The organism is Plantibacter sp. LMC-P-059a (assembly GCF_030209505.1).
Classification (GTDB): Bacteria; Actinomycetota; Actinomycetes; order Actinomycetales; family Microbacteriaceae; genus Plantibacter.
The window spans coordinates 112,861-135,341 of sequence record NZ_JARVRZ010000004.1; the positions used below are offsets into that span (position 1 = coordinate 112,861).

Annotated in this window: 15 protein-coding genes; 5 read left to right on the forward strand and 10 right to left on the reverse strand. The window is 69.9% G+C overall.

The genetic code is table 11. The features are described from left to right. The 3 genes from QRN27_RS10135 to QRN27_RS10145 form a co-directional block, all read right to left on the reverse strand. On the reverse strand, positions 1–906 hold the full coding sequence (locus QRN27_RS10135; protein ID WP_502929515.1) for a carbohydrate ABC transporter permease: 906 nt from the start codon (positions 904–906) through the stop codon (positions 1–3). 3 nt (positions 907–909) lie between these two features. Then, positions 910–1,896, reverse strand: a complete 987-nt coding sequence (locus tag QRN27_RS10140) for a carbohydrate ABC transporter permease (RefSeq protein ID WP_082455981.1) — start codon at positions 1,894–1,896, stop codon at positions 910–912. 67 nt (positions 1,897–1,963) lie between these two features. Then, positions 1,964–3,265: an ABC transporter substrate-binding protein gene (locus QRN27_RS10145; RefSeq protein WP_285042139.1), complete on the reverse strand. Its 1,302-nt coding sequence runs from the start codon at positions 3,263–3,265 to the stop codon at positions 1,964–1,966. A 227-nt stretch (positions 3,266–3,492) separates the two neighbouring features. On the opposite strand from QRN27_RS10145, the gene QRN27_RS10150 reads away from it, so the two are divergent. After that, positions 3,493–5,529, forward strand: coding sequence for a beta-galactosidase (locus QRN27_RS10150; protein ID WP_285042140.1), 2,037 nt, complete (start codon positions 3,493–3,495; stop codon positions 5,527–5,529). A 133-nt stretch (positions 5,530–5,662) separates the two neighbouring features. Beyond that, entirely contained in the window at positions 5,663–6,952 is a 1,290-nt protein-coding gene (locus QRN27_RS10155) for an HNH endonuclease signature motif containing protein (RefSeq protein WP_285042141.1), read from the forward strand. A gap of 151 nt (positions 6,953–7,103) precedes the next feature. Here the strand turns inward: QRN27_RS10155 and QRN27_RS10160 are convergent, their stop codons facing one another. Continuing rightward, positions 7,104–7,904 (reverse strand): sugar phosphate isomerase/epimerase family protein, encoded by an 801-nt coding sequence (locus QRN27_RS10160; protein WP_285042142.1) that lies wholly within the window; start codon positions 7,902–7,904, stop codon positions 7,104–7,106. A 188-nt stretch (positions 7,905–8,092) separates the two neighbouring features. Here QRN27_RS10160 and QRN27_RS10165 point away from each other — a divergent pair, with 188 nt between their 5' ends. Further along, positions 8,093–8,278 carry a hypothetical protein gene (locus QRN27_RS10165; protein WP_285042143.1) on the forward strand — a complete coding sequence of 62 codons (186 nt, stop codon included), beginning with the start codon at positions 8,093–8,095 and terminating at the stop codon, positions 8,276–8,278. Positions 8,279–8,302: 24 nt separating this feature from the next. Here the strand turns inward: QRN27_RS10165 and QRN27_RS10170 are convergent, their stop codons facing one another. Continuing rightward, complete coding sequence (locus QRN27_RS10170) at positions 8,303–8,506, reverse strand: three-helix bundle dimerization domain-containing protein (protein WP_056009776.1); 204 nt, start codon at positions 8,504–8,506, stop codon at positions 8,303–8,305. A 213-nt stretch (positions 8,507–8,719) separates the two neighbouring features. Between QRN27_RS10170 and QRN27_RS10175 the strand changes: the two genes are divergently transcribed. Continuing rightward, complete coding sequence (locus tag QRN27_RS10175; RefSeq protein ID WP_285042144.1) at positions 8,720–9,163, forward strand: YciI family protein; 444 nt, start codon at positions 8,720–8,722, stop codon at positions 9,161–9,163. Between the two features lie 13 nt (positions 9,164–9,176). Then, positions 9,177–10,415: an RNA polymerase sigma factor gene (locus tag QRN27_RS10180; RefSeq protein WP_285042145.1), complete on the forward strand. Its 1,239-nt coding sequence runs from the start codon at positions 9,177–9,179 to the stop codon at positions 10,413–10,415. An 8-nt stretch (positions 10,416–10,423) separates the two neighbouring features. Here QRN27_RS10180 and QRN27_RS10185 read toward each other — a convergent pair whose 3' ends face one another. From QRN27_RS10185 to QRN27_RS10205, 5 genes are all read right to left on the reverse strand, one after another. After that, positions 10,424–11,131, reverse strand: coding sequence for a DUF805 domain-containing protein (locus QRN27_RS10185; protein WP_285042146.1), 708 nt, complete (start codon positions 11,129–11,131; stop codon positions 10,424–10,426). Between the two features lie 85 nt (positions 11,132–11,216). After that, on the reverse strand, positions 11,217–11,429 hold the full coding sequence (locus tag QRN27_RS10190; RefSeq protein ID WP_285042147.1) for a helix-turn-helix domain-containing protein: 213 nt from the start codon (positions 11,427–11,429) through the stop codon (positions 11,217–11,219). Beyond that, complete coding sequence (locus QRN27_RS10195) at positions 11,429–11,914, reverse strand: DUF2975 domain-containing protein (protein WP_285042148.1); 486 nt, start codon at positions 11,912–11,914, stop codon at positions 11,429–11,431. Before QRN27_RS10195 ends, QRN27_RS10190 begins: the two co-directional genes overlap by 1 nt. A 222-nt stretch (positions 11,915–12,136) precedes the next feature. Beyond that, positions 12,137–15,967: an OmpL47-type beta-barrel domain-containing protein gene (locus tag QRN27_RS10200; protein WP_285042149.1), complete on the reverse strand. Its 3,831-nt coding sequence runs from the start codon at positions 15,965–15,967 to the stop codon at positions 12,137–12,139. 168 nt (positions 15,968–16,135) lie between these two features. After that, positions 16,136–22,396, reverse strand: coding sequence for an OmpL47-type beta-barrel domain-containing protein (locus tag QRN27_RS10205; protein WP_285042150.1), 6,261 nt, complete (start codon positions 22,394–22,396; stop codon positions 16,136–16,138). Positions 22,397–22,481: the final 85 nt, after the last annotated feature.

Sequence of the window (22,481 nt, forward strand, 5' to 3'; positions counted from 1 at the left end):
TCATGCCTTCACAGCGCCGGCTGCGAGGTCGACCCGCCAGAACCGCTGCAGGATGAGGAAGATCAGGATGAGCGGGACGATCGCGAGCAGCGCACCGGTGATCACGAGCGTGTAGAGCGCCGGTGCCGAGGCGCCCTGGTTGAGGAGCCCGTTGAGCCCCACGGTGATGGGGAACAGCGAGTCGTCGCCGAGCATGATGTACGGCAGCATGAAGTTGTTCCAGATGGCGACGAACTGGAACAGGAAGATCGTGACGAGGCCGGGCAGCATCATCGGCATCGCGATCCGCCCGAAGATCCGGAACTCGCCGGCGCCCTCGGTGCGGGCGGCTTCGATGACGTCGGTCGGCACGGCCGCGGCCGCGTAGATGCGGGCGAGGTAGATACCGTACGGGCTGATGATCTGTGGCAGCAGCACACCCCAGAACGTGTTCGTGAGGCCGACGTTCGCGAGCAGGAAGTACTGCGGGATCGCGAGGATCACGCCGGGCACGAGGACGCCCATGAGCAGGATGCTGAAGACGGTCCGCTTCCCGGGGAAGTCGAACTTGGCGAGCACGTAGCCGGAGATCGCGGAGACCCAGGTGGAGGCGATCGCACCGATGCCCGCGTACAGCGCCGTGTTCACCATCCAGCGCCAGAACAGTCCGTCCCGGTACTGGGTGAGTTCGACGATGTTGTCGAACAGGTGACTGCTCGGCATGAGGGTGAAAGTGGAGAACAGCTCTCCGCTGCTCTTCGTCGACGCCATGAGCACCCAGAACACCGGGAACAGGCAGTAGATCGCGCCGAGGATGAGGATGCCGGTCGAGATCCCGCTGGGGCGGTCGGACCGCATGGTCGTGCTGCCTGCGCGCTCGCGGCGACGCGGGCTGGCCGTCTTGTCGGGTCGAAGGGTGGTCGTCATGTGTCAGTCCTCCTGACCGAAGGCTCGCTTCTGCACGACCCTGAGGAAGAGGAAGGAGACGATGAAGGTGGCGACGGCGATGATGATCGAGGTCGCGGCGGCCGAGTAGATGTCGTCGCGGGTGAACGCGTCGCGGTAGACGAGCATGAGTGGCGACCAGCTCGTGGACAGGCTGTTGGTGAGCGGTCGGAGCGTGGTGGGTTCGGCGAACACCTGCAGCGTCGCGACCATGGAGAACAGCGCGGTCATCACGAGGGCCGGGGCGACGATCGGGATCTTGATCCGCAGGGCGATCTGGACCTCGCTCGCACCGTCGATGCGGGCGGCTTCGTAGATCTCGCTCGGAACGGCCTTGAGCGAGGTGTAGATGACGATCATGTTGAAGCCGACGCCACCCCAGAGGGCGATGTTCGCGATGCCGAAGATGATCGTGCCGGACGACAGGATCTCGGGGGCGTTCCACCCGAGGCTGTCGAAGATGGCGTAGAAGGGGCTCACCGCGGGCAGGTAGAGGAAGCCCCAGAGCAGCGAGCTGATCACGGCGGGCACCGCGTAAGGCAGGAAGATCGAGATCCGCGAGAAGGAGACCGCCCGCGTGCGTCGGGAGTCGAGCAGCAGGGCGAACAGGAGCGCGAGCCCGAGCATGCACGGGATGAGGATGAGGCCGTACAGCAGCACCCGGCCGACACTCGCCGCGAACTCCGCATCGCCGAAGGCGCCGAGGTAGTTCTCGAAACCGGCGAACGCGGTCGTGCGCCCACCGGAGCCGAGGCCGAGGCCCGTCACCTGCTTCTTCTGGAAGCTGAGGAACAGCGTGTACACGATGGGCGCGGCCATGAACACGAGGAACAGGATGATGCCGGGGGCGAGCATCACGTACGGGATGAGGACCCGGTTCTTCAGGTTCTTGCGTGACCGGGCCGGTCGGCGCGAGCCGCGCGGCGGGTCCTGGGTGGGCCGGATCGTGTCCAGCGTCGATGGTGCAGCCATGCCGGGTCCTTGGGTCGAGTGCGGGAGCGGGGAGCGGGGCCGACTCGGTGAGCCGGCCCCGCGGGGACTACTTGACCGAGAAACCGCTCTTCTTCAGGTCGTCGATGGTGATCGACTGCATCGCGGCCACGGCGTCGGAGAAGGCCTGCGCGGTCTTCGCCTCGGCCGCCTTCGCGAACTCGTCGTTGTACGCGCTGAAGGCGACGTTGACGTTCGGGCCGTAGGTGAACGGCGCGACCGACTCGGATGCCTTCGACGCGATGTCGTAGAAGTCGCTCTGCTGGCTGAAGAACTCCGGGGACGTCTGGAGCGCGTCGGCGGCGACCTTCGTGGCGGCCGGGTAGACGCCCGAGACGTCGGCGAGCGCCGCGACGGCCTTCGGGTCGGTGTTCAGCCAGGTGGCGAACTCGACGGCGGCGGCCGCGTGCTTCGACTGCGTGGTCACCGCGGTGGACGAACCACCCCAGTTGCCGTTGGACGGCTTCGAGGCGTCCCACTGCGGGAGTTCCGCTGCGGTCCACTTGCCTGCGGTGTCGGGAGCGTTGCCGCCGAGCACCCCGGGGGCCCAGACGGAGGAGATCCAGCCGACCTGCGAGCCGTCGTTCAGTCCGGCGTTCCACTCGGGCGTGTACATCGGCTTATTGTCGATGGCGCCCTCTTCGACGAGCTTGCCCCAGTAGGACGCGACCTGCTCGGTCGGGCCGGCGTCGATGTCGACGCCCCAGCTGTCGCCGTCGATGGACCACCAGGAAGCGCCCGCCTGCTGCGCGAGTCCGGCGAACCAACCCGCGTCGTTCGCGGAGAAGGTGCCGAGGTACTTCGTCGGGTCGGCCTGGTGCACGGCACGGGCGACCTCGGCGTACTCGTCCCACGTGGTCGGGACGCTGAGCCCGAGGCTGTCGAGGATGTCGGTGCGGTAGTACGCCATCATCGGGCCGGAGTCCTGCGGCACCGCGTAGACCGCGTCGCCACCGAGCGTCACGGAGTTCCAGACGCCGTCGGAGAAGTCGTCCTTGAGGTCTGCTGCGCCCTGCTCCGAGATGTCGGCGAGGGCGTCGGAGGCGACGAGCGTCGGGATCTTCTGGTACTCGGCCTGGATGAGGTCGGGGGCGCCGCTGCCGGCCTTGATCGCGGTGAGCAGCTTGGTGATGGCCGGGTCGCCGCCGTCCTGCTTCTGCACGACCACCTGGATGTCGGGGTGGTCCTCGTTCCACAGCTCGACGACCTGTTCGAGGTTGGGCGCCCAGGCCCAGTAGGTGAGTTTCACGGGGCCTGACTCGGTGCCGCCCGAGGATGCCGAGCATCCGGAGAGCAGTAGAGCCGTCGTGGCGACCGTGGCGATGCCGATGTGGCGAAGCGTGCTGCGCATTCGTCCTCCTTGTCGAAAGCTGGGGCGCTCTGGTGCGGGGCAGCGACGCTTCGATGGAGAACGTCGTTGTACCTGTGAGCGGTTACAGTTATTCACACCGGGTTCAGCTTGTCAACAACCAGATTGCCGCCACCACGAGCAGGTGCGGCTGTGATAGAACTGGGAGCGCACACAGCCAGGTGATCGACCGGATCCCTCTCGGCCCACTGAGTCACAGGAGACGCAGCATGACCATCGAGCTCGACCCGCTCACCGCCCAGGCCACTTGGATCCCCGGCAGCACCGGCCTCCGCTACGGCGGCGACTACAACCCCGAGCAGTGGCCGCGAGAGACGTGGCTCGAGGACATCGCCCTCATGCAGGCCGCCGGTGTCGACCTCGTGAGCGTCGGCATCTTCTCCTGGGCGGTCCTCGAACCGCGGGAGGGTGAGTACGACTTCACGTTCCTCGACGAGATCATCGGTCTCCTGCACGATGCGGGGATCTCGGTCGACCTCGCGACCCCGACAACCGTCCCGCCCGCCTGGTTCTGGAAGCAGTACCCCGAGGCGCACCCCGTGACCCGCGAAGGCCTGCGGCTTGGCCACGGCTCGCGCGGCATCGCGAGCCCGAGCTCCCCCGCCTACCGTCGGGCGGCCGCGGCGATCACCGAGCAGCTCGCCGCGCGCTACGGATCACACCCCGCCGTGGTGCTGTGGCACGTGCACAACGAGTACGGCGCGCCGATCAGCGAGGACTACTCGGACGGCTCCGTGCTCGCCTTCCGCGCCTGGCTGCAGCGACGGTACGGCTCCGTCGCCGCCCTCAACGCCGCGTGGGGCACCCGGTTCTGGGGCCAGGACTACGGCGAGTGGGACGAGATCGACGCCCCGCGCGTGTCCGCCTCCGTCGTCAACCAGACGCAGCGACTCGACTTCGCGCGCTACACCTCCGACACCCTGCTCGAGTGCTACGTCGCCGAACGTGACATCATCAAGCGCCACGCACCGGACGTGCCCGTCACGACGAACTTCATGGCCACCAACTGCCGGTCGATCGACTACTGGGCCTGGAGTCGCGAGGTGGACATCGTCGCCAACGACTACTACCTCGTCGCCGAACGCGCGGACAACCACATCCTGCTCGCCCTCGACTCCGACCTGACCCGCTCCCTCGCCGGCGGTGACCCGTGGATCCTCATGGAGCACTCGACGTCGGCCGTCAACTGGCAGCCGCGGAACATCGCGAAGCGCGCCGGAGAGCTCGCCCGCAACAGCATGAGCCACCTGGCCCGCGGCGCCGACGCGATCCTGTACTTCCAGTTCCGCGCCTCCCGCTCGGGTGCGGAGAAGTTCCACTCGGCGATGCTCCCCCACGCCGGGACCCAGAGCCGGATCTGGCGCGAGGTCGTCGCACTCGGGCAGGACCTCGGCCGTCTCGACGAGATGCTCGGTTCACGCGTTCGCAGTGAGGTCGCGATCCTCTGGGACGTGGAGTCGTTCTGGGCCCAGGACCTGGAGTGGCGTCCCTCCGTCGAGCTCGACCACCGCGAGCGCGTCGAGGCCTACTACGCCGCCCTCTGGCGGGCCGGCGTCACGGTCGACTTCGTCCACCCGCACGCCGACCTGAGCGGCTACCGCCTCGTGCTCGCGCCGTCGCTGTACCTCGCCGATCGCGAGACCTCCGAGAACCTCACCCGCTACGTCGAGGACGGCGGCAGCCTCGTGGTGTCGTACTTCTCGGGCGTTGTCAACGAGCACGACGCGGTGTGGGAGGGCGGCGCGCCGGGTGCGTTCCGCCGAGTGCTGGGACTGTCCGTCCCCGAGTTCCTGCCGCTGCATGAGCACGAGACCGTCGAGCTCGACGACGGTCGCACCGGATCGAGCTGGACCGACGACATCGTCCTGGAGGGTGCGGAGGCCGTCTCCTCGTACCGCTCGGGCCCGGCGGCCGGGAGCCCCGCGGTGACCCGCAACCGCTTCGGCGCGGGGACCGCCTGGTACGTCTCGACGAAGCTCGACGAGGCAGGGCTGTCGGAGCTGCTGTCCGAGGCGCTGGAGCAGGCCGGCGTCGACGCACCGCCGGTGCCGGCCCTCGGGCTCGAGGTCGTCACCCGCTGGGGCGACGAGGCGTCGTTCACCGTCGCGATCAACCATGGCGACACGGACGCGGAGCTCGCGACCGGCGGCACGGTCGAACTCCTGACCGGTGAGCCGGTGGTCGCGGGCGCGGTGCGGATCCCGGCGGGTGCCGTGCGGGTGGTGCGCACGCCGCTGCGCGGGTAGTGCCGGTGCCCTTCGACAGGCCCAGGGACCGGTGATTGGCCACCGGGCTTGTCCCGGTCCCTGAGCCTGTCGAAGTGCATGCACCAGTGCTCTGACCATCTCGAATGTCAGTGGTCCGTGGTGGACTGGAGTCATGACCGAGCCCTCCACCACGCTCCCGCTGCGCGCGGTGGATGTCTTCGAAGATCGCCTCGCGGAGCTGTCGGACGAATTCACCTCCATCGCGCGCGAGCGCTCGGCACTCGACGCCCGGGAGGCTCGCCTGCTGGCCCGGTCAGCAGCCCTCGCCGACGCGATGGCGGACAGTCTCGTGTCGCACGACGAGACGCCCGCGCAGCGGAAGGCACTCGTCCGTCGTTCCGCCTGCGCGGCGCTCGCCATGGCGACGCGCTCCTCGGAGCAGACCGTGCAACGGGCCACCGGCGACGCCGAACGGCTCGTCGCCGATGCTCCGGCGGTGCTCAGCGCGTTGGAGGACGGCCGCATCTCGGGCCGTCACGCGCGGACCATCACCGATCAGCTCCGAGACATCCCCGCGCACGGCCGAGCCGCGTTCGTGAAGAGGATCCTGCCCATCGCGGAGCAGTCGACCGTCGCGCGACTGCAGCAGCGCGCCCGAGTCCTCCGCGAGCGCGTGCACCCCGAGTCCATCACGGTCCGTGCGGCGCGGTCCGAGGCGGACCGCCGGGTCGAGGTCGAGCCCGCGGCCGACGGCATGGCGTGGGTGCACCTGTTCACCACGGCACCCGTCGCCATCGCGATCGGAGAGCGCCTCGACGCGCTCGTCGGTGCAGCCCACCTGACGAACGACGACCGCACCTGCCAGCAGCTGCGTGCCGACGCACTCGGCTCGCTCTGCATCAGCGGCGTGACCACGTCCGACCAGACCGACCACCAAGGCCGGCGGTCGCCGATCGCCCGGCCGGTGGAGGTACTCGACGACATCCAGCCGACGGTGAACCTCACCGTGCCCGTGCTCAGCCTGTTAGGGGTCACCGAGACCCCGGCGACCCTCGACGGCTACGGCCCGATCGACCCCGAGACCGCAGCAAGGCTCGCGGTCAACGCGCCCTCGATGACGAGGGTGCTCACCGACCCGGAGACGAGTTCGGTCCTCTCGGTCGGGCGGCAACAATACCGCGTGCCGGCAGATCTCCAGCGGGCGGTCCGCCTCCGCGACGTCACCTGTCGCGCACCAGGGTGCGGGAGGCGGGCTCGGGCCTGCGACCTCGACCACTCGATCGCCTGGGCCGACGGCGGAACGACGAGTGTCGGCAATCTGGCCTGCGTGTGCCGACATCACCACCGACTGAAGCACCTACCCGGGTGGTCCCTCGACCACAGAGCCGACGGCGTCCTCGATTGGACGACACCTGACGGCAAGCGACATCGGACGGAACCGGACGCCGATCCGCCGTTCTGAGCGGGCGCGCGCCCTTCGACAGGCTCAGGGACCGGGGGTGCCCACGTTCGGCGCGCCCTTCGACAGGCTCAGGGACCGAGGGTGCCGCCCTGCGACAGGCTCAGGGACCGGAGACCCGGTCGCTGAGCCTGTCGAAGTGTCGAGGTGCGTGCTACTTGTCGTGCTCGGCGAGCCAGGCGAAGGACTCGGCGACGCCGCCGAAGATCTCCTTGCTGTAGCCGTCGAACTCGACCACGCGGGTCGCGTGCGGCGCGGCGGCGAGGATCGCCGGGATGTCGACCTGGCCCTGGCCGGCGGGCTGCTGGTTCGCGAACGCCTGCGCCAGGGCGTCGGGTACGACGAGTGCGCTCTCGCTGCTCGGCAGTGCGGTGGCGATGTCGCCGGAGATGATGCCGTCCTTGATGTGCAGGAACTGCACGCGGTCACCGAGCGAACGCAGGAACGCCGGAGTGTCCGCACCACCTACGGTCGACCAGAAGGTGTCGATCTCGAGGACGACCTCGGGCGACAGCTGCTCGACGAACAGCTCGAAGATGGGGCGGCCGTCGACGTGGGTCGAGAACTCCCAGTTGTGGTTGTGGTAGCCGAACTTGAGGCCGGAGGCGGCAGCCTGGACGGCGAGTTCGTTGACCCGCTCGGCGAGGCGAGCGGCATCGTCCGCGGTCTGCCAGCGGTCGGTCGGGATGAACGGGTCGATGACCGTCCCGATGCCGAGCCGCGAGGCGGCGTCGAACGCGACGGCCGGGTCGGCGGCGTCGATGACGGGCGCGTGGCCGGACGGGGCCGATACGCCGACGGCCGCGAACGCCGTCTCGAACTCGGCGGCCCGCTCGACGAACGCGTAGGGCTCGACCTTGGTGAAGCCAATCTCGGCGATGCGGGCGACGGCGCCCTGCAGGTCCTCGGCGATGGCGTCGCGGACGGTGTACAGCTGCACGGACGGTGCGCTCATGGGTACTCCTTCGTAGCTTCGGGCGGGCACCGACGGGCGGCCCACCGCGTCACCGACGCCGGTCAAACCGCTTCTGTCGACGGATCGACAAAAGTACCCGCGCCGAGTCTATCGACCCAGGCTGGATGCGCCAGTCTGCGGAGCGCTTCTAGGCTGGTGACTCGGCAGCCGCCAGCGAAGGGGAGCCCATGTCGGACACCAGCGGAACGAAACGACGATCGCCACGCCGCGCACTGGTCATCATCGGCGTGCTCGCCCTGTGCGCCGTCGTCGTGTACGGGCTGACACTCAACCCGAACGTCTTCACACTGCTCGTCGTCTGCATCGTGATCGTGGTGTCCATCGAAGCCCTGGCCGGCCGAGTCGACCGATAGCGAGCGAGCCGACGCCGCCCGCCGCTACTTCTCGGAGCGCTTCAGCGTCTTCTTGACCGCACGCTCGGCGAGCACGGTCACATAATCCTGCACCGGACGCTCGGCGAGGGCGCTGACCTCTTCGCGGACGAGCGCGCCGATCCGAGCGGAATCGACCCCCGAGTACTTGTCGCTCAGCTTCTCGGTGAGCTGACGGATGATCTCTTCGTGGTCGATGTCGGTTGCCATGCCTCCAGTATCGGCCCACAGGTGTTGCCCGGGCTGTGAACCTGGGCTTCCGTCCGCCGCTGTTCGCGCACCGGACACCTCCCGGCAGCACCCCGTTCACCCTCCCCATGGCCTGCCCGCCGGAGATATCCTGACCGCGATGTCGATTTCCGCATCCGCCGTTCGACGTCGTAGTGAGGCGGGCGATCGCGCCCCGGAAACCAGGAGAAGACGATGTCGAAATACATGCTCATCATGCGCAACAGCGGGTCCATCGAGAAGTTCGAGGACATGGACTTCGAAGCGGTCATCAACGCGATGGGCGCCTACAACGAGTCGATGATCACCGCCGGCGTCATGGTCGGCGGCGACGGCCTCACCGACGCCGCGCAGGGTGCCGTCGTCGAGTTCACGACGGAGGCCCCGATCGTGACCGACGGCCCCTACGGCGAACTGCACGAACTCTTCAACGGGTTCTGGACCATCGAGGTCGCAACCCGCGAAGAGGCGATCGAGTGGGCCAGCCGCGCGCCGCTCGCCCCCGGCAACAAGATCGAGGTGCGCCGCATCACCGACATGTCGGACTTCGCCGACCACGCCGACAACGAGTACCTCCAGAAGGAGCAGGAGTGGCGCGCCGAGGAAGGCGCTCCGAAGCCCGCCGCCGACCCGGCCTGAGCCCGGCACGACCATGACCGACGACGCCGTCCGCCGCAGTGTCGAGGGGGTCTGGCGGATCGAGAGCGCCCAGATCGTCGCGACGCTGACCAAGCTGACCGGCGACCTCGGACTCGCCGAGGACCTGGCGCAGGAGGCGTTGCTCGAGGCGCTCGAACAGTGGCCGCGCGACGGCGTGCCGCGCGTCCCCGGTGCCTGGCTGACGATGGTCGCCAAACGCCGGGCGATCGACGGCTGGCGGCGGCGCGTGGCACTCGACGAGCGGTACCGGGCGCTCGCCCGCGACCTCGAGCAGGCCGGTGACGACGACTGGGAACCGATCGGCGACGACGTGCTCCGGCTCGTCTTCACGGCCTGCCACCCCGTGCTGTCGCGGGAGTCGCAGGTGGCGCTCACCCTCCGGGTGGTCAGCGGCCTGACCACCCGGGAGATCGCCCGGATGCTGCTCGTCCCGGTCCCGACCGTGCAGGCGAGGATCACCCGGGCGAAGCAGACCCTCGCGGCAGCGGATGTCCCGTTCGAGGCGCCAGACCCTGCCGAATGGCGGCAACGGTTGTCGGCTGTGCTCGGCGTCGTGTACCTCCTGTTCACCGAGGGGTACGCGGCGACGAGCGGGTCGTCGTGGATCCGTTCCGACCTCGCGAACGAGGCACTCCGGCTCGGCCGCCGACTCGTCGCGCTCGTGCCCCGCGAGCCGGAGGCGCACGCCCTCGTTGCCCTGATGGAGTTCCAGGCCTCGCGCTTCGCCGCACGCGTGGCGCCGGACGGCTCGGCGATCCTCCTGGCGGACCAGCACCGCGACCGCTGGGATCGCGCACAGATCGTCCGCGGCTCAGCGGCACTCGACCGGGCCGACGCACTCGGTCGCGGCCGGGGCGCCTACGGACTCCAGGCCGCGATCGCGCAGTGCCACTCGGTGGCCCCGAGCGTCGCGGCGACGGACTGGGAGCGGATCGTGATCCTTTACGAGGCCCTCGGCAGGATCGCCCCGAACCCCGTGGTCGAACTCAACCGTGCGATCGCGGTGTCGATGGCGACCGGCCCGGCGACCGCACTCCGCATCGTCGACGCCCTCGCCGACGAACCGATGCTCCGCGGCTCACACCTGCTCCCGAGCGTGCGTGGGGAACTGCTCGCGCAGCTCGGTCGCACCGAGGAGGCTCGGTCGGAACTCACGACCGCAGCCCACCTCGCCATGAACGAGCGCGAGCGCGACGTCCTCCTCCGGAAGGTCGCCGCCCTGCCCGCATGAGGTTCGGTTCAGCCCTTGGCCGGCACCTGAGCAGGCACCTGGGCCTGCACGTCGAACCGCTGGCCCTCCGGCTTCGACGGCAACAGCACCATCACGAGCACGATCACGCTGCCGACCGACGGCACGAGGGTGAAGAAGTAGTAGGTGCCCGGGAAGCCTGCGTCGTGCAGGCGTCGCCAGGTGAGCGCAAGGCTCGGCACGAAGAGCGCCACCCACGCGATGAGCATCAGGACCACCCCGACGATCAGGACGATCGCGCTGACACCGATGCCCGTGGCGCCCAGGTCGACCCCGTCGAACTCCCCGGTGTACCCGTTGTCGTACCGGGACTGCTGCTCCACGGCCGTCGTCGTGGCGGTGACCGTGACGAGGATCGCACCGATGGTCACCAACAGCGTCGGGATGAGCATGACGATCGTGGTGAACAGGCTGGCCCACCAGTACTCGCTGAGCGACGCCCGGCCCGAGAAGTCCGCGTACTGCTGGAAGAACCGTCTCCTCGCCTGGGTGAACGTCGCGCCGTAGAGCGGCAGGGACAGGTCGTCCGGTGAGGAGGCCCCTCGAGGAGCAGGCGCCTGGAACTGGGGCTGGCCGTAGGGGGCCTGGCCGTACTGGGGCTGGCCGTACGGCTGCTGGCCGTAGGGGGCTTGGCCGTACGGCTGCTGGCCGTACGGGGCCTGACCAGAAGGCGACTGAGGGTTCGGAGGATACGTCATGGCTGCTTCCGGATCGCGGGTCGAGGAGACACCAGTATGCCCGGCGGCAGTATGCCCGGCGGGGCGACCGGGCGATCTGGGGCACTCAGTCCGACTCCGCCTCCCAGCGCAGGAGGTCGCCAGGCTGGCAGTCGAGCGCGACGCACAGCGCCTCGAGCGTCGTGAACCGGACGGCCTTCGCACGGCCGTTCTTCAACACCGCGAGGTTCGCGGGCGTCACGCCGACGAGCTCCGACAGCGTGCCGACCGACATCTTGCGGCGCGCCAACATGACGTCGATGTCCACGATGATCGGCATCAGATCACGTCGTCCAGCTCGGAGCGCAACTCCTGCGCCTCGATCTCCCGGTCGACCGCCTGTCGCAGGAGCGACCGCATGACCACGACGACGAGCGCGACGCCCGCCGTCACCAGCGCGGCACCGCAGAGGAGACCGATGACCCCTGGCGCGATCCCGCCCGGCGCGAGGAGCACCGCCAAGCCGAAGGTGAGCAGCGCAGACACCGCGATCGCACCGATGATCACGTCGACGAAGCGGAACGAGCGAGCCGAGAACACCCGGCCACGGCGGACCAGGTCGAGCAGCGCCCAGACGCAGACCGCGCAGAGCTGGAAGGTGATGATCTCGGCGATCACGATGATCACGAACAGGGCCCGCGGCACCTCGTCCACGCCGTCGAGGTCCGCCCAGAGCAACGGCACCATCACCACCTGCACCACCAGCGAACCCACCAGGGCGATCGCGAGGATCACCCGCAACACCAAGACCGTCACTCCGCGCATCGCGCACCTCCATCGAAGAACAATGGAAAGCTATCGTTATTCGATAGGCAACGCAAGCCGGCTCCGTCCGGTCCCCCGAGCTCATCCGGTCCCCCGAGCCCGTCCCGGTCCCTGAGCCTGTCGAAGGGTGTGGACTCCACCGCCTCGTCCCCGGCGCCCTCGCCTCCCGTGCAGCGCCCGTCGCCGCCAGGGAACGGCGTGCTTCACCGCGGAAGGGCGCACTCAACCCCGGAACGCCTCCTGACGACGCCTCGCGACGAGGAGCACACCGGAGAGGAGGGTGAGTACGGAGATGAGCAGCATCGCGGACGGCGCGACGCCGGTCCTGGCGAGGTCGTCGCCACCGCCGCCCCCGCCGGCTCCGGGCACCGGGGCACCAGGAGTCCCGACCGACGTGCCCGGGAGGGCTCCACCGCCCGTCACCTGCAGCGAGGCCGTCGCCGCACGATCGGTGGTGACACCTCGAAGTTCGACCGTGTGCACCCCGTTCGGAGTCGACACCGGCACGGCGACGACGCCCGAGACGGCACCCGAGCCGTCGGCGGTGAAGGTGGCGAGCCGCACCGGGTCGGAGAAGAGCGTGACCGTCACCTGCTCACCAGGGCCGAAGCCGGAACCGGCGACCGCGAGGGAACCGCCCGCCGTCACCGACGCGGCACCGAGGACCACCCGGACGCCGTCCCCCGGCTCCGGGTCGACGGGCGTCTCGACGACCGTGACCGTCGCCGAACGCTCGGTGCCGACGTTGCCGGCGACGTCGGTGGCGCGGTACCGCACGAGGTGCTCGCCCGGTTCGTCGAGCACGAGCCCGGCATCGGAGACGGGTGACCAACCGGCCTCGCCCGAACCGGCGCCGCCCTGGCTCACTGTCGCTTCGACCAGGGCGACCCCGGAACCCTCGTCCGTCGCGTCGAACCGCACGGTCACGGGTCCGGTCGCGGGAGCCTCCGGCGTGGTGACCGCGTCGACCTCCGGCGCGCTCGTGTCGATGTCCACCGTCAGGGCCACCGGTTCGGAGACGTTCCCAGCGGCGTCGGTCGCGCGGGCCGCGACCTGGTGCACGCCGTCGGCGTCGAGCGCCAGCACCCGCGTGTCCGGGTCGAACGCCTCGACTTCTTCCGCCGGCGTCCACGCGCCGTCGCCGAGCCGGAGTTCGACCATCGGGGCGTCGTCGACGTCATCTGCCGCGTCGACCGCGACGGACACGCCCTCGCGATACCAACCGCCCTCACCCGTCGGCTCGGCCGGACTCGGCGCGAGCGTCACGGTGGGCGCCGTCGTGTCCGGCTCCTCAGCCGGGGCGACCGCGTTCGCCGTGATCTCCAGGATCCCGACGGATCCGCCCTGCTCCGCCGCACCCCAGGCTTGCATGCGCACCCGGAGTGCCGTCGTCGCGACCGGTGTGAAGCCCACGGCGTTGGCGACGTCGCGGTCCCGGGTGTACGGGTCCGTGGTGGCGACCGGCACCCAGGAGCCGTCCGCGGCGAGCGTCTCCACCACCCAGCTGCGCGGCGGGATCACCCCCACGTTCGCCTCGTCTGCGGCGTCGGCGAAGAAGTGCACCGACGCCGCGTCGAGCGTGACCTCGCGGGCCCAGCTCAGCTGCACCCACTGCTCACCGACCATCGGCCAAGTGCCCCAGGACGCACCCGAGGCACTGCCGTCGTTGACGGCGTCGACCGTGGTCCACGGCGAGGAGTAGGAGGCGGTCGCCGTGGCGAACGATGCGATGTCGCCTTCGAGCGGGGCGTCCGGCGAGCGCGGCACGGCGATGGCGGTGACCTCCGACACGTTGCCGGCGGCGTCGCTCGCACGCAGGTAGACGTCGTGCGCCTCGAGGTCGAGCTCGACCGGCGTGGTGTACGGCTCCCAGGCGTCCTGTCCGTCGACGGCGACCTCGAGGCCCGCGAGACCGGATGCGGTCTCCGGGGCGCCGGGGTCGGTGCCCGATGCCGTGACCGTCCGGCTCTCCGCATCGAACGCCGCGTCGACGGTCGGGACACCGGAGTCGATCCGGAACGACGTGTTCCAGACCTCGGAGGTGTTCCCGGCGGCGTCCGTCGCCCGGATGGCCACGCTGTGCGGTCCGTCACCGGTGATCGTCTGCACGGCCGTCCGCTGCCCGGTGACGGCGGTCCAGTCGCCGCCGTCCTGCTGGAACTCGATGAGCGGCGTCGGATCCGCCGCGTCGAGCGCCGTCGCCCGCAGCGCGACGTCACCGAGGAACCAGTCCCCAGCGCCGTCGACGCCGATCGTCTCGACGTCGAGCGTCGGCGCTTGCGTGTCCTCGGTGACCGTGCCGTCGATGACCGTCACGGTCGCCTCCACGCGGCCGGCCGCATAGCCTTCGGCGGTGCCGAGCACGGTGAAGGATCCGGGCGCGGCGAGCTGGTCCGCGGGGACGGCGTCCCAGTGCACGGTCGCCCGGACGGAGCCGCCCGTCGCGTCATCGAGGAGCACGGTTTCCGGGAGGAGGGGCTGCGTCCCGGTGATCGTCGACACGGCGACCGGCTGGTACCCCGTCGTCTCGGCGGCCAGCACGCGCCACTCCTCGACGGCGAGCGCCGAATACGCCGGCGGGTTCGCCCCGTTGGACGAAGCGTTGAGCACCGCCCGGAGCCGGGTGGTGGTGACCGGTTCGAAGGTCACGGTGTGCTCCGCGGTCGTGGAGGTCGGGTAGCCGCTCGGGTTCACGACGTCCACCCAGGCTCCGGACTTCCAGGACTGCAGCCTCCAGCTCGACGGGTCGGACACCCCGTTGCCGGTGCCCGGTGCGACGTCGCGGAAGAACTTGATCGACGCGCTGTCGATGCGCACGGGGCGTTCCCAGTCGTACTGGATCCACTGCTGGGCGGGGCGCTCCGCCGACCAGCTGCCCCACATGTCCGGCGGCAGCGGATTCGGTCGGATCGTCTCGTCGTTGAGGGCGTCGATCCAGTACTGCGTCGGGACGGGCTCGTTCGAGGCCGAGGCGGTCGCCCAGGGTGCGACGTTGCGCCGTGGGCTGAGGTCGGGACCGCGCTCCGGGGTCGTGACGACCTCGCGCATGGTCGGCGGCACGGTCGTGTCGTCCCACTCCACGCTGTCGATGGCGACCGAGCGACGGAAGTGGTTCCCGCCGACGGCGTCGGCCGTGTGGTACGCGATGTACCACTCGCCCTGGAACTCGGTGATGGCCGGGTGCGAGGTCGTGGACGACACGGGGGCGAGGACGCGGCCGCGCTGGGTCCACGGCCCGAACGGCGAATCGGCCGAGGAGTACGCGATGCACGCGTGGTAGGTCGCCGGGGTGCAGGTGGAGTCGGGTCCGGCGTTGTTCGCCGCGTAGGCGAGGTAGTAGGTGGCGCCGCGCTTGAACAGCCACGCCGCTTCGAAGAAGCCGTCGACACCGGAGGAGATCGTGCGCACGTCACCCGTGAGCGTCACCATGTCCGATTCGAGCTCGACCGCGCGGAGCTGACTGAAGCTGCCCCAGTAGAGGTAGACACGACCGTCGTCGTCGACGAAGACCGTGGGGTCGATGTTGTGGATCGTGTTGCCGAGGATGGCCTGGGAGATGATCGGGCCGCCGACCGCGTCCGTCCACGGGCCGAGCGGGTCGTCGGCGACCGCGACGCCGATGCCGAACTGGTCCTCGGACGTGCTCGCCGCCTCGTGGACCGGGACGTACCAGTAGAAGCGGCCGTCGGCACCCTCCACGACCTGCCCCGCGTAGGCGCGGCCGGAGGTCGCCCAGTCGAAGACCGTCTCAGGACGCATGAGCGACGGGTGGTGCTCCCAGGTGCCGGAGTCGGGGTCGCCGGTGGAGAACGCCTGCCACTCGTTCATGATGAAGTCGTTCGTGGTGGGGCCGGCTTCGTCCCGACCGGCGTAGATGTAGAGCTCGTCGTCGACGACGAGGGTGGCGGGGTCCGCCGAGTACACGGAGCCGTCGCCGATGATGGGGTTCTGCGTGGCCGCCTCAGCCGGTGGTGAACCGACGACGACCGTGAGCAGCGACGCGAGGACGGCGGTCGCGGCTCCGAGAGCGGCGAGGCGGAGGGGACGGGACACGAGGATCTCCAGTGATCGGTGTGGTGGTGCGGGCGGCCCTTCGACACGCTCAGGGACCGGGGTGATGGGGCTCAGGGACCGGGTGATGGGGCTCAGGGACCGGAGCGCGACTTCCGGGACGGGACAGGCCCGGGGAGCGGGATGCGCTCCCCGGGCCTGCCGAGGGGATCAGCCGAGCGGTCCGGCCGGTCCGCGCTCGAGCGGTGTGCGTCCAGCCCGCTGGCGGGCGATCAGCACGGCGGCGGCTCCGAGGAGCACCGCGAGGGCGGCGAGGCGGCCGAACGTGCCGGCCTCCTCGGGCACACCGGTCGACGCGATGGCGTCCGGCGTGCTGGCACCCGGCGTGATGACGGTCACCTGCGCCGTCACCTCACCACCCGGCAGGACCAGGGCGAGCGTGTGGACGCCGGCCGTGATCGTGTACGGGACGGTGAACACCGCGTTCGCCGTGCCGTCGGCACCCACCGTGAGCGTGCCGAGCGTCACGGGCGTCGACCGCAGCTCGACGCGGAACACCGCGCCCGGCTGGGCTCCCGTCAGCGACACCGGCAGTGCTCCGCCGGGGGCCACGCTCGTGACACCGAGTCGCAGCACCTCGTCACCGGTCAGCGAACCGCTCGGCTCACTGGGGCCGGGTGTCGGCTCCGGGTCGACCGGCGTCGGCGTCGGCTCAGGCGTGACGGGCTTCGCCGGAACGTCGACGGAGACGGACTCGGAGACGTTGCCGGCGACGTCGGTGGCACGGACGGCCACCGTGGTCGCCGCGTCACCAACCGCGACGGGCGCAGCGTACGTGGCCCACGCCCCGTCGCCGACCCGGACCTCCGTGAACGCGACACCGGAGTGCGCGTCCTCGGCGGTCACCGTGACGGTGCGGGCGGTCTGGTCGACCGTCGCGGCGGCCGTCGGGACGGTCGCATCGCGCCGCACCTCGACCACCGACGGCTCCGACACGTTGCCGGCGGCGTCCGTCCCGCGGAAGGAGACCGTGGTGGCCCCGTCAGCGCTCACGACGACCGGACCGGTGTAGGCCGCCCACTCGCCGGCTCCGACCCGGACCTCGAGGGTCGCGATGAGGTCGCGGTCGTCGACGACGGTCGCCGAGACACTCACGTCCTCGCGGAACCAACCGGAGGCGGGTCGCTCAGGCGTGACCGTGGCCGTCACGACCGGGGCGGTGACGTCCGGGACCGGCTGGTCGGCCGCCTCGAACACCTGCCACTCCTTGATCCCCAGGCTGCCCTTGCCGCTCTCGGTGCCGCTGGCCTCGAGGAGCAGTCGCAGCTTCGTCGTCGTCACCGGGGTGAAGGCGACCGCGTTGAACGCGTCGACCTCGGTCCCGTAGGCGCCGAGCGCCTCGACGTCGACCCAGGCACCGACGCCGTCTCCGGCCTCGGCGTCCCAGTACTGCGCTTTCCAGGACTTCGGGACCTCGATGCCGAGGCCTGCGTCGTCGAGGTTCGAGACGAAGTACGCCCCGGTCTCGCCGACGGTGACCGCCTCGGCCCAGTCGTACTGGACCCACTGCTGCCCAATCTGCGGCCAGGCACCCCAGACGCTCGCGTTGTCGTTCGGCGTGACGTCACCCGACGAGGTCGGAGCGACATCGTCGTTCAGGCCGTCCACCGTGTTCCAGGCGGCCGTGAACGAGGCCGTCGGGACGGCTCCGATCGCGACGTTCCGGCGCAACTGGCCGTCACTCTTCGGCACGACGACACTCGTCTCGGCGGAGACGTTGCCGGCGGTGTCGGTGGCACGGAGGTGGACCGTGGTCTCCTCCAGGCCCACGAGGACCGCCTTGGTGTAGGGCGTCCACTCCGGCGCATCACCGATGCGGACCTCGATGGAGGCGAGGCCCGAACCGGCGTCCGTCGCGGTCGCCTTGACCGTGCGGGCCGCAGCGTCGGCGACCGGGGTCACCTGCGGTGCGGTCGCGTCGATCCGGACGGTGACGTCGGAGGCGGCGGAGCGGTTGCCGGTGGCGTCGGTCGCGCGGGCGGCGACGGTGTGGACACCATCCCCACTCACGGCGATCGGGCCGGTGTACGGCACCCAGGCGGCGGCATCGATCGACACCTCGACGACGGGCGCCGAGTCGCGGTCGTCGGTCGCGGTGACCGAGACGGTCGCCGCTCCCGTGTGCCAACCCGAAGCCGGGGCCGCGGGGTCGACGGTGAGCGCGACCACCGGAGCGGTGTCGTCCTCCTCGCCGCCGCCGGCGCCGACGGTCACCGTGGCGGTAGCCGCCTTCGCGCCGGGGAGGGCCGACTCGACCGTTCCCGCGACCTCGAAGACGCCTTCGGCCGCATATGCCGCCGGGTCGACGGTCGCCCACATCACCGGCAGGTCCTCGCGGGACCCGTCGTTGTAGAGGACACCGAGCGAGGCAGGCAGGGCCGGGGCGACCCCGGCTGCGGTGGTGACCGCGACGGGATCGACGGCGTTGATCTGGCCAGGAGCGGTCGCCCGCACCCAGACGGTCGCCTTCGCGGGCACCGCTGAACCGGTCACGAGACCGACGACGGAGAAGCTGCCCTCACCCGCGACCTGCTCGGGTGGGATCGACGCCCACGAGACCGGGAGGTCGGCGTGGCTGCCGTCCGCGAACGTCGCGTCGACCGTCGCGGGCAGTGTCGGCACGACACCGGTGGTGGTGCGCACGTCGATGGGTTCGATCGCCGTCGGGGCGACCGCGAACACCTCCCACTCGCTGACCGCGACACCGGCGTACGGGTCGGCTCCAGTGCCGGGGCCGGCCGCGCTCAGCACGAGGCGGAGCTTGGTCGTCGTCACGGCGTCGAATTCGACGGCGTTCGGGGCATCGCGCTCGACGCCGTACGCTGACGCGCCAGTGACGTCGGCCCAGGCGTCGCCGGTCCAGTACTGCGCCTTCCAGGCCTTCGGCACGTTCACACCGGAGCCCGAGGAGGGGTTCGTCTGGTCGGCCCAGAACGACACCGTCGCGGAGTCGACCCGGACCGGGTTCGCCCAGTCGTACTGCAGCCACCTCGTGGCCGGACGGCTGCCCGACCAGGTGCCCCAGATGTCGGCCTGCGACCCACCGCTGTGGAGGACGGTGCCGTCGTTGACGGCGTTCACGTTGTTCCATCCCGCCGTGAACTCACCGGTCGGCGTGGCCTCGCGGGCGACGTTCTGGCCACCCGCGGACACCGCGCCCTGGACCACGAGGTCCTTCGTGCTGGTGAGTTCGCCGTCACTCGCGGTGAGGCGCAGGGTGTACGCCCCCTCCGCGGTGAAGCTCGCGGTGGTGGACGCCGATGTGGCGTCGCCGAAGATGACGAGACCGTCCTGCGGCGCGTCGACCACACTCCACGAGGAGGTCACGTCGCCGAGCGGCAGCCCGTCGTCCTTGACCTCGCCGACGAGCGCGAGCGTGCCACCGGCCGAGTTCGCCTGGTCGACCCACGCGTTCACCGATGGAGCCTGGTTGGTGGACGCCGGCGCCTCGACGCCGGTCGCGAAGAGCTGGAGCTCCTTGACCCCCGTCTTGAACCCGGCGGCGTGGTTGACCGTCAATCGCACGGCGTCGCCGGTGACCTCGGGGAACTGGACGTGGTTGTAGTTGGCTCGCGGGTAGACGGGGCCGCGGGCCTGGGCCGGGATCGCCGTCCAGGTGTCGCCGTTCCGGACCTCGAGCGAGTAGGTCGCCGGCTCCGAGTACCCCTGCACGGTGGCGGTGGACGAGGAGTTGTAGAAGTACACCCTGGCGTCGTCGAAGGTCTTGGTGCCTCCGAGCTCGAGCACGAGCGAGTCCTTCGCGTTCGGCGACCCAGCGGTGCCCCAGAAGGGCTCGTTGGCGGTCGTGCCGTCCACCGCCGCGGTGGCGGGGCGGCTCGGTGCGGAGAAGCTCGCGCTGACCTCGGCACCCTCGGCGGCGTTCACGGATCCGGCGCTGGCCGGGTCCACGTCGGCGCCGGCCTTGGCGAACAGGTCGACCACCCGGTCACCGGCAGCGAAGGAGACGTCCTGCGGCGCCTGCAGTGAGGCCGTCGTCGAGGACAGGACGGTGACGTCGTCCGCCACCTCGACCGTGCCCGTCGCGGGGTCGTAGACGACCTTGCTCAGGGAGTCGATGGTGAAGGCGAGCTTGCCGTCGAGGAACACCGAGTAGCCCTCCGGGACGCTGTCGCCGTAGTGGCGCTCACCGCCCGGGGCGTCCCAGGTGATCGTGAGGTCCTGGTCGCGGAAGGCGATGTTGTTCGCCGTGAAGTGGTCCCAGTCGATGTCGATCGGGTCGAGCTCGATCTTCGCATCGCTCCGCGGACGGAGGCCCATGGTGTCCTCGATCATCGTGAAGTTCGTCGCGCCGAGGATCGTGTGGTGGATCCAGGAGCGGTAGCCGATGTTCTGCGGGTCGGCGTCGCCGTCGGACCAGAATTCGTTCTGGTCGGGCAGGCGGTTGTCGCCACCGTTCTGGTAGTGCGACCAGGCGTTCCAGTACAGGAGCTTCTTGTACCACTCGGCGTCGATCGCCTTCGTCGGGTAGTCGCGCAGCACCTTCGCCAGCATGCGGAACGTCACGGTGGAGTTGATCACCGAGAAGTTGTTGCTGCCCGGCCCGCCGTAGTCCGCTTGGTCGGCCTGGTTCGCCGTGTAGAAGGGGAAGATCGGATACTGGGCGTCGTCCGCGAAGAGGTCGAGCGCCTTGACGTAGTCGTCGTCGTAGTCCGCGTCGCCCGGCTTCGGCATGAGGCCGACGGTGAAGGGGTAGAAGTTGTTGATCTCCTTCCACTTCGCCAGCTTGCCGTCGGACGTGAACCGGTGCTTCAGGACCTTCGCGTCGGCGTCCCAGAGGAGTTCGACGACCTTCTCCTTGATGCCCTGCGCGAACTCGTCCATCTCGACGGCCTTCGCCTCGTTGCCGGCCGTCCGGTAGGCGGCGGCCGAGGCGAGCGCGTTGGAGTACAGGTACGCGTTCTCGGTGCGGTCCATGTACGCGTTCGGGCGCTCGTGGAACGACACCGCGTCGGCGTCGTTGCCTGTCATCGCACCCCAGTTGTAGTCGATCAGGCCGCTGTCGTCGGTGTCGTACGCGTCGAGCAGGCCCTTCACGTCGTCCTCGGCGTACTCCGCCAGGTTCTCGGCGATCGCCGTCGGTCCCCCGTGCAGCTGGTACGAGCGCCACGCGGCCTCGGAGATGTACTGCGTGTAGCTGTTGGACCAGTTCGCCGGGTCGCCCGGGTTGTCGACGAACTTGTAGCTCTTCGAGGTCTCCCCCGCCGACACCCAGGGGCCGTAGGAGTAGATCGGGTTGCGGAAGTACTTGAGGTCGTCGATGAACATGCCCGTGGTGAGCACGATCGCGTTGTTGTACCCGAGCACGCCCTCCATCGAGGTGGGGAACTGGTAATCGTTGCCGGGGATGTCCGCGTCGAGGAAGTTGAAGCGCATGAGCCACCAGCGGTAGTACAGCGTCTTGTCGATGTTGTCCTCTGGCGTGTCCAGGAAGGGCACGTTGTCGGCCCACCACTGGTTGTACGCCGTGACCTGCGCCGTGTACGAGGCGTCGGGAGCGAGGCCGCGGACGGCGTCGTACTGCGTGCGCGACTCGGCGATCTCGTCGGTGACGAAGCCGAGCTGCACCTTGGTGGAGACGGTGCCGCCGGCCGGGACGGCGAGGCTGGTCGTGATCCCGCCGCCGTCCGGAGTGAAGCCGTCGCCGGAGAGCCGCGGGAAGATCGTCGTGAGCTTGTTGGCCGCCGTGACGACGCCCGTCAGCTCGTCGCCCTCGACGGCCGTCGTGTAGGCGGAGGTGGCGGTGAGCTGCACGGTGTGTGCGCCGTTGGTACTGCGGACCTCGAGGCCGGTGACGGCCACGTTCGCGTCGGTGATGTACTTCGTCTGGACGACCTCGATGCCCGTGGCGGCGTGACGGTGCACGCTCCGCCAGTAGCTCGGCGTCTGCACGCGGCTCGCGGTGTCCTCGGTGAGGGTGACGTCGGTGCCGTCGACCTTGGCGGCGATCGTGTACGCCGCTTTGCCGTCGATGGCCTCCCAGTAGGCGACCTGACCGCCGAAGCCGAGCTTCGAGGGGTCGTGCTCCTTCATGAACACCGCGCGACCACGGCTGAACAGCCACTGGTTGTCGTCGCCGAAGCTGCCGGTGGTGCCGGTGCGCTGGAGCATCCGGTCCATCCAGAAGTCGGGGCCGCCGAGGGCTCCGGCGCCCGCCGCGACGTCCGCGTCGAAGATGGCCTGCAGTTGGTTGCCGGCCGTGTACCCCGTGCCGGTCGCCGGGATGGGGGTGTCGCTGCCCGAGAACGTCGGGTAGCCGATGTCGGCGTTCGCGGCCTGTGCCGGCGCCGTGAGGAAGGTCGTGCCGATGACGGCAAGGACGGCTGTCGCCGCGATCCCGCCGCGCCATCTGCGCGTCCCCCGCTCGGGGGTGGTGTGCTGTGTTCTGACCACGCTGTCTGATTCCCTCTCGTCGGTGAGTAGGACACTCCCGGGGAGGTTATCGGCACACTCACAGCTCCCGCAAGGCTTTTCGGAA

Excerpts from the sequence above, each read along its gene's own strand:
- QRN27_RS10135 (WP_502929515.1), bottom strand. The coding sequence starts at position 906 with ATGACGACCACCCTTCGACCCGACAAGACGGCCAGCCCGCGTCGCCGC.
- QRN27_RS10140 (WP_082455981.1), bottom strand. The coding sequence starts at position 1,896 with ATGGCTGCACCATCGACGCTGGACACGATCCGGCCCACCCAGGACCCG.
- QRN27_RS10145 (WP_285042139.1), bottom strand. The coding sequence starts at position 3,265 with ATGCGCAGCACGCTTCGCCACATCGGCATCGCCACGGTCGCCACGACG.
- QRN27_RS10150 (WP_285042140.1), top strand. The coding sequence starts at position 3,493 with ATGACCATCGAGCTCGACCCGCTCACCGCCCAGGCCACTTGGATCCCC.
- QRN27_RS10155 (WP_285042141.1), top strand. The coding sequence starts at position 5,663 with ATGACCGAGCCCTCCACCACGCTCCCGCTGCGCGCGGTGGATGTCTTC.
- QRN27_RS10160 (WP_285042142.1), bottom strand. The coding sequence starts at position 7,904 with ATGAGCGCACCGTCCGTGCAGCTGTACACCGTCCGCGACGCCATCGCC.
- QRN27_RS10165 (WP_285042143.1), top strand. The coding sequence starts at position 8,093 with ATGTCGGACACCAGCGGAACGAAACGACGATCGCCACGCCGCGCACTG.
- QRN27_RS10170 (WP_056009776.1), bottom strand. The coding sequence starts at position 8,506 with ATGGCAACCGACATCGACCACGAAGAGATCATCCGTCAGCTCACCGAG.
- QRN27_RS10175 (WP_285042144.1), top strand. The coding sequence starts at position 8,720 with ATGTCGAAATACATGCTCATCATGCGCAACAGCGGGTCCATCGAGAAG.
- QRN27_RS10180 (WP_285042145.1), top strand. The coding sequence starts at position 9,177 with ATGACCGACGACGCCGTCCGCCGCAGTGTCGAGGGGGTCTGGCGGATC.
- QRN27_RS10185 (WP_285042146.1), bottom strand. The coding sequence starts at position 11,131 with ATGACGTATCCTCCGAACCCTCAGTCGCCTTCTGGTCAGGCCCCGTAC.
- QRN27_RS10190 (WP_285042147.1), bottom strand. The coding sequence starts at position 11,429 with ATGCCGATCATCGTGGACATCGACGTCATGTTGGCGCGCCGCAAGATG.
- QRN27_RS10195 (WP_285042148.1), bottom strand. The coding sequence starts at position 11,914 with ATGCGCGGAGTGACGGTCTTGGTGTTGCGGGTGATCCTCGCGATCGCC.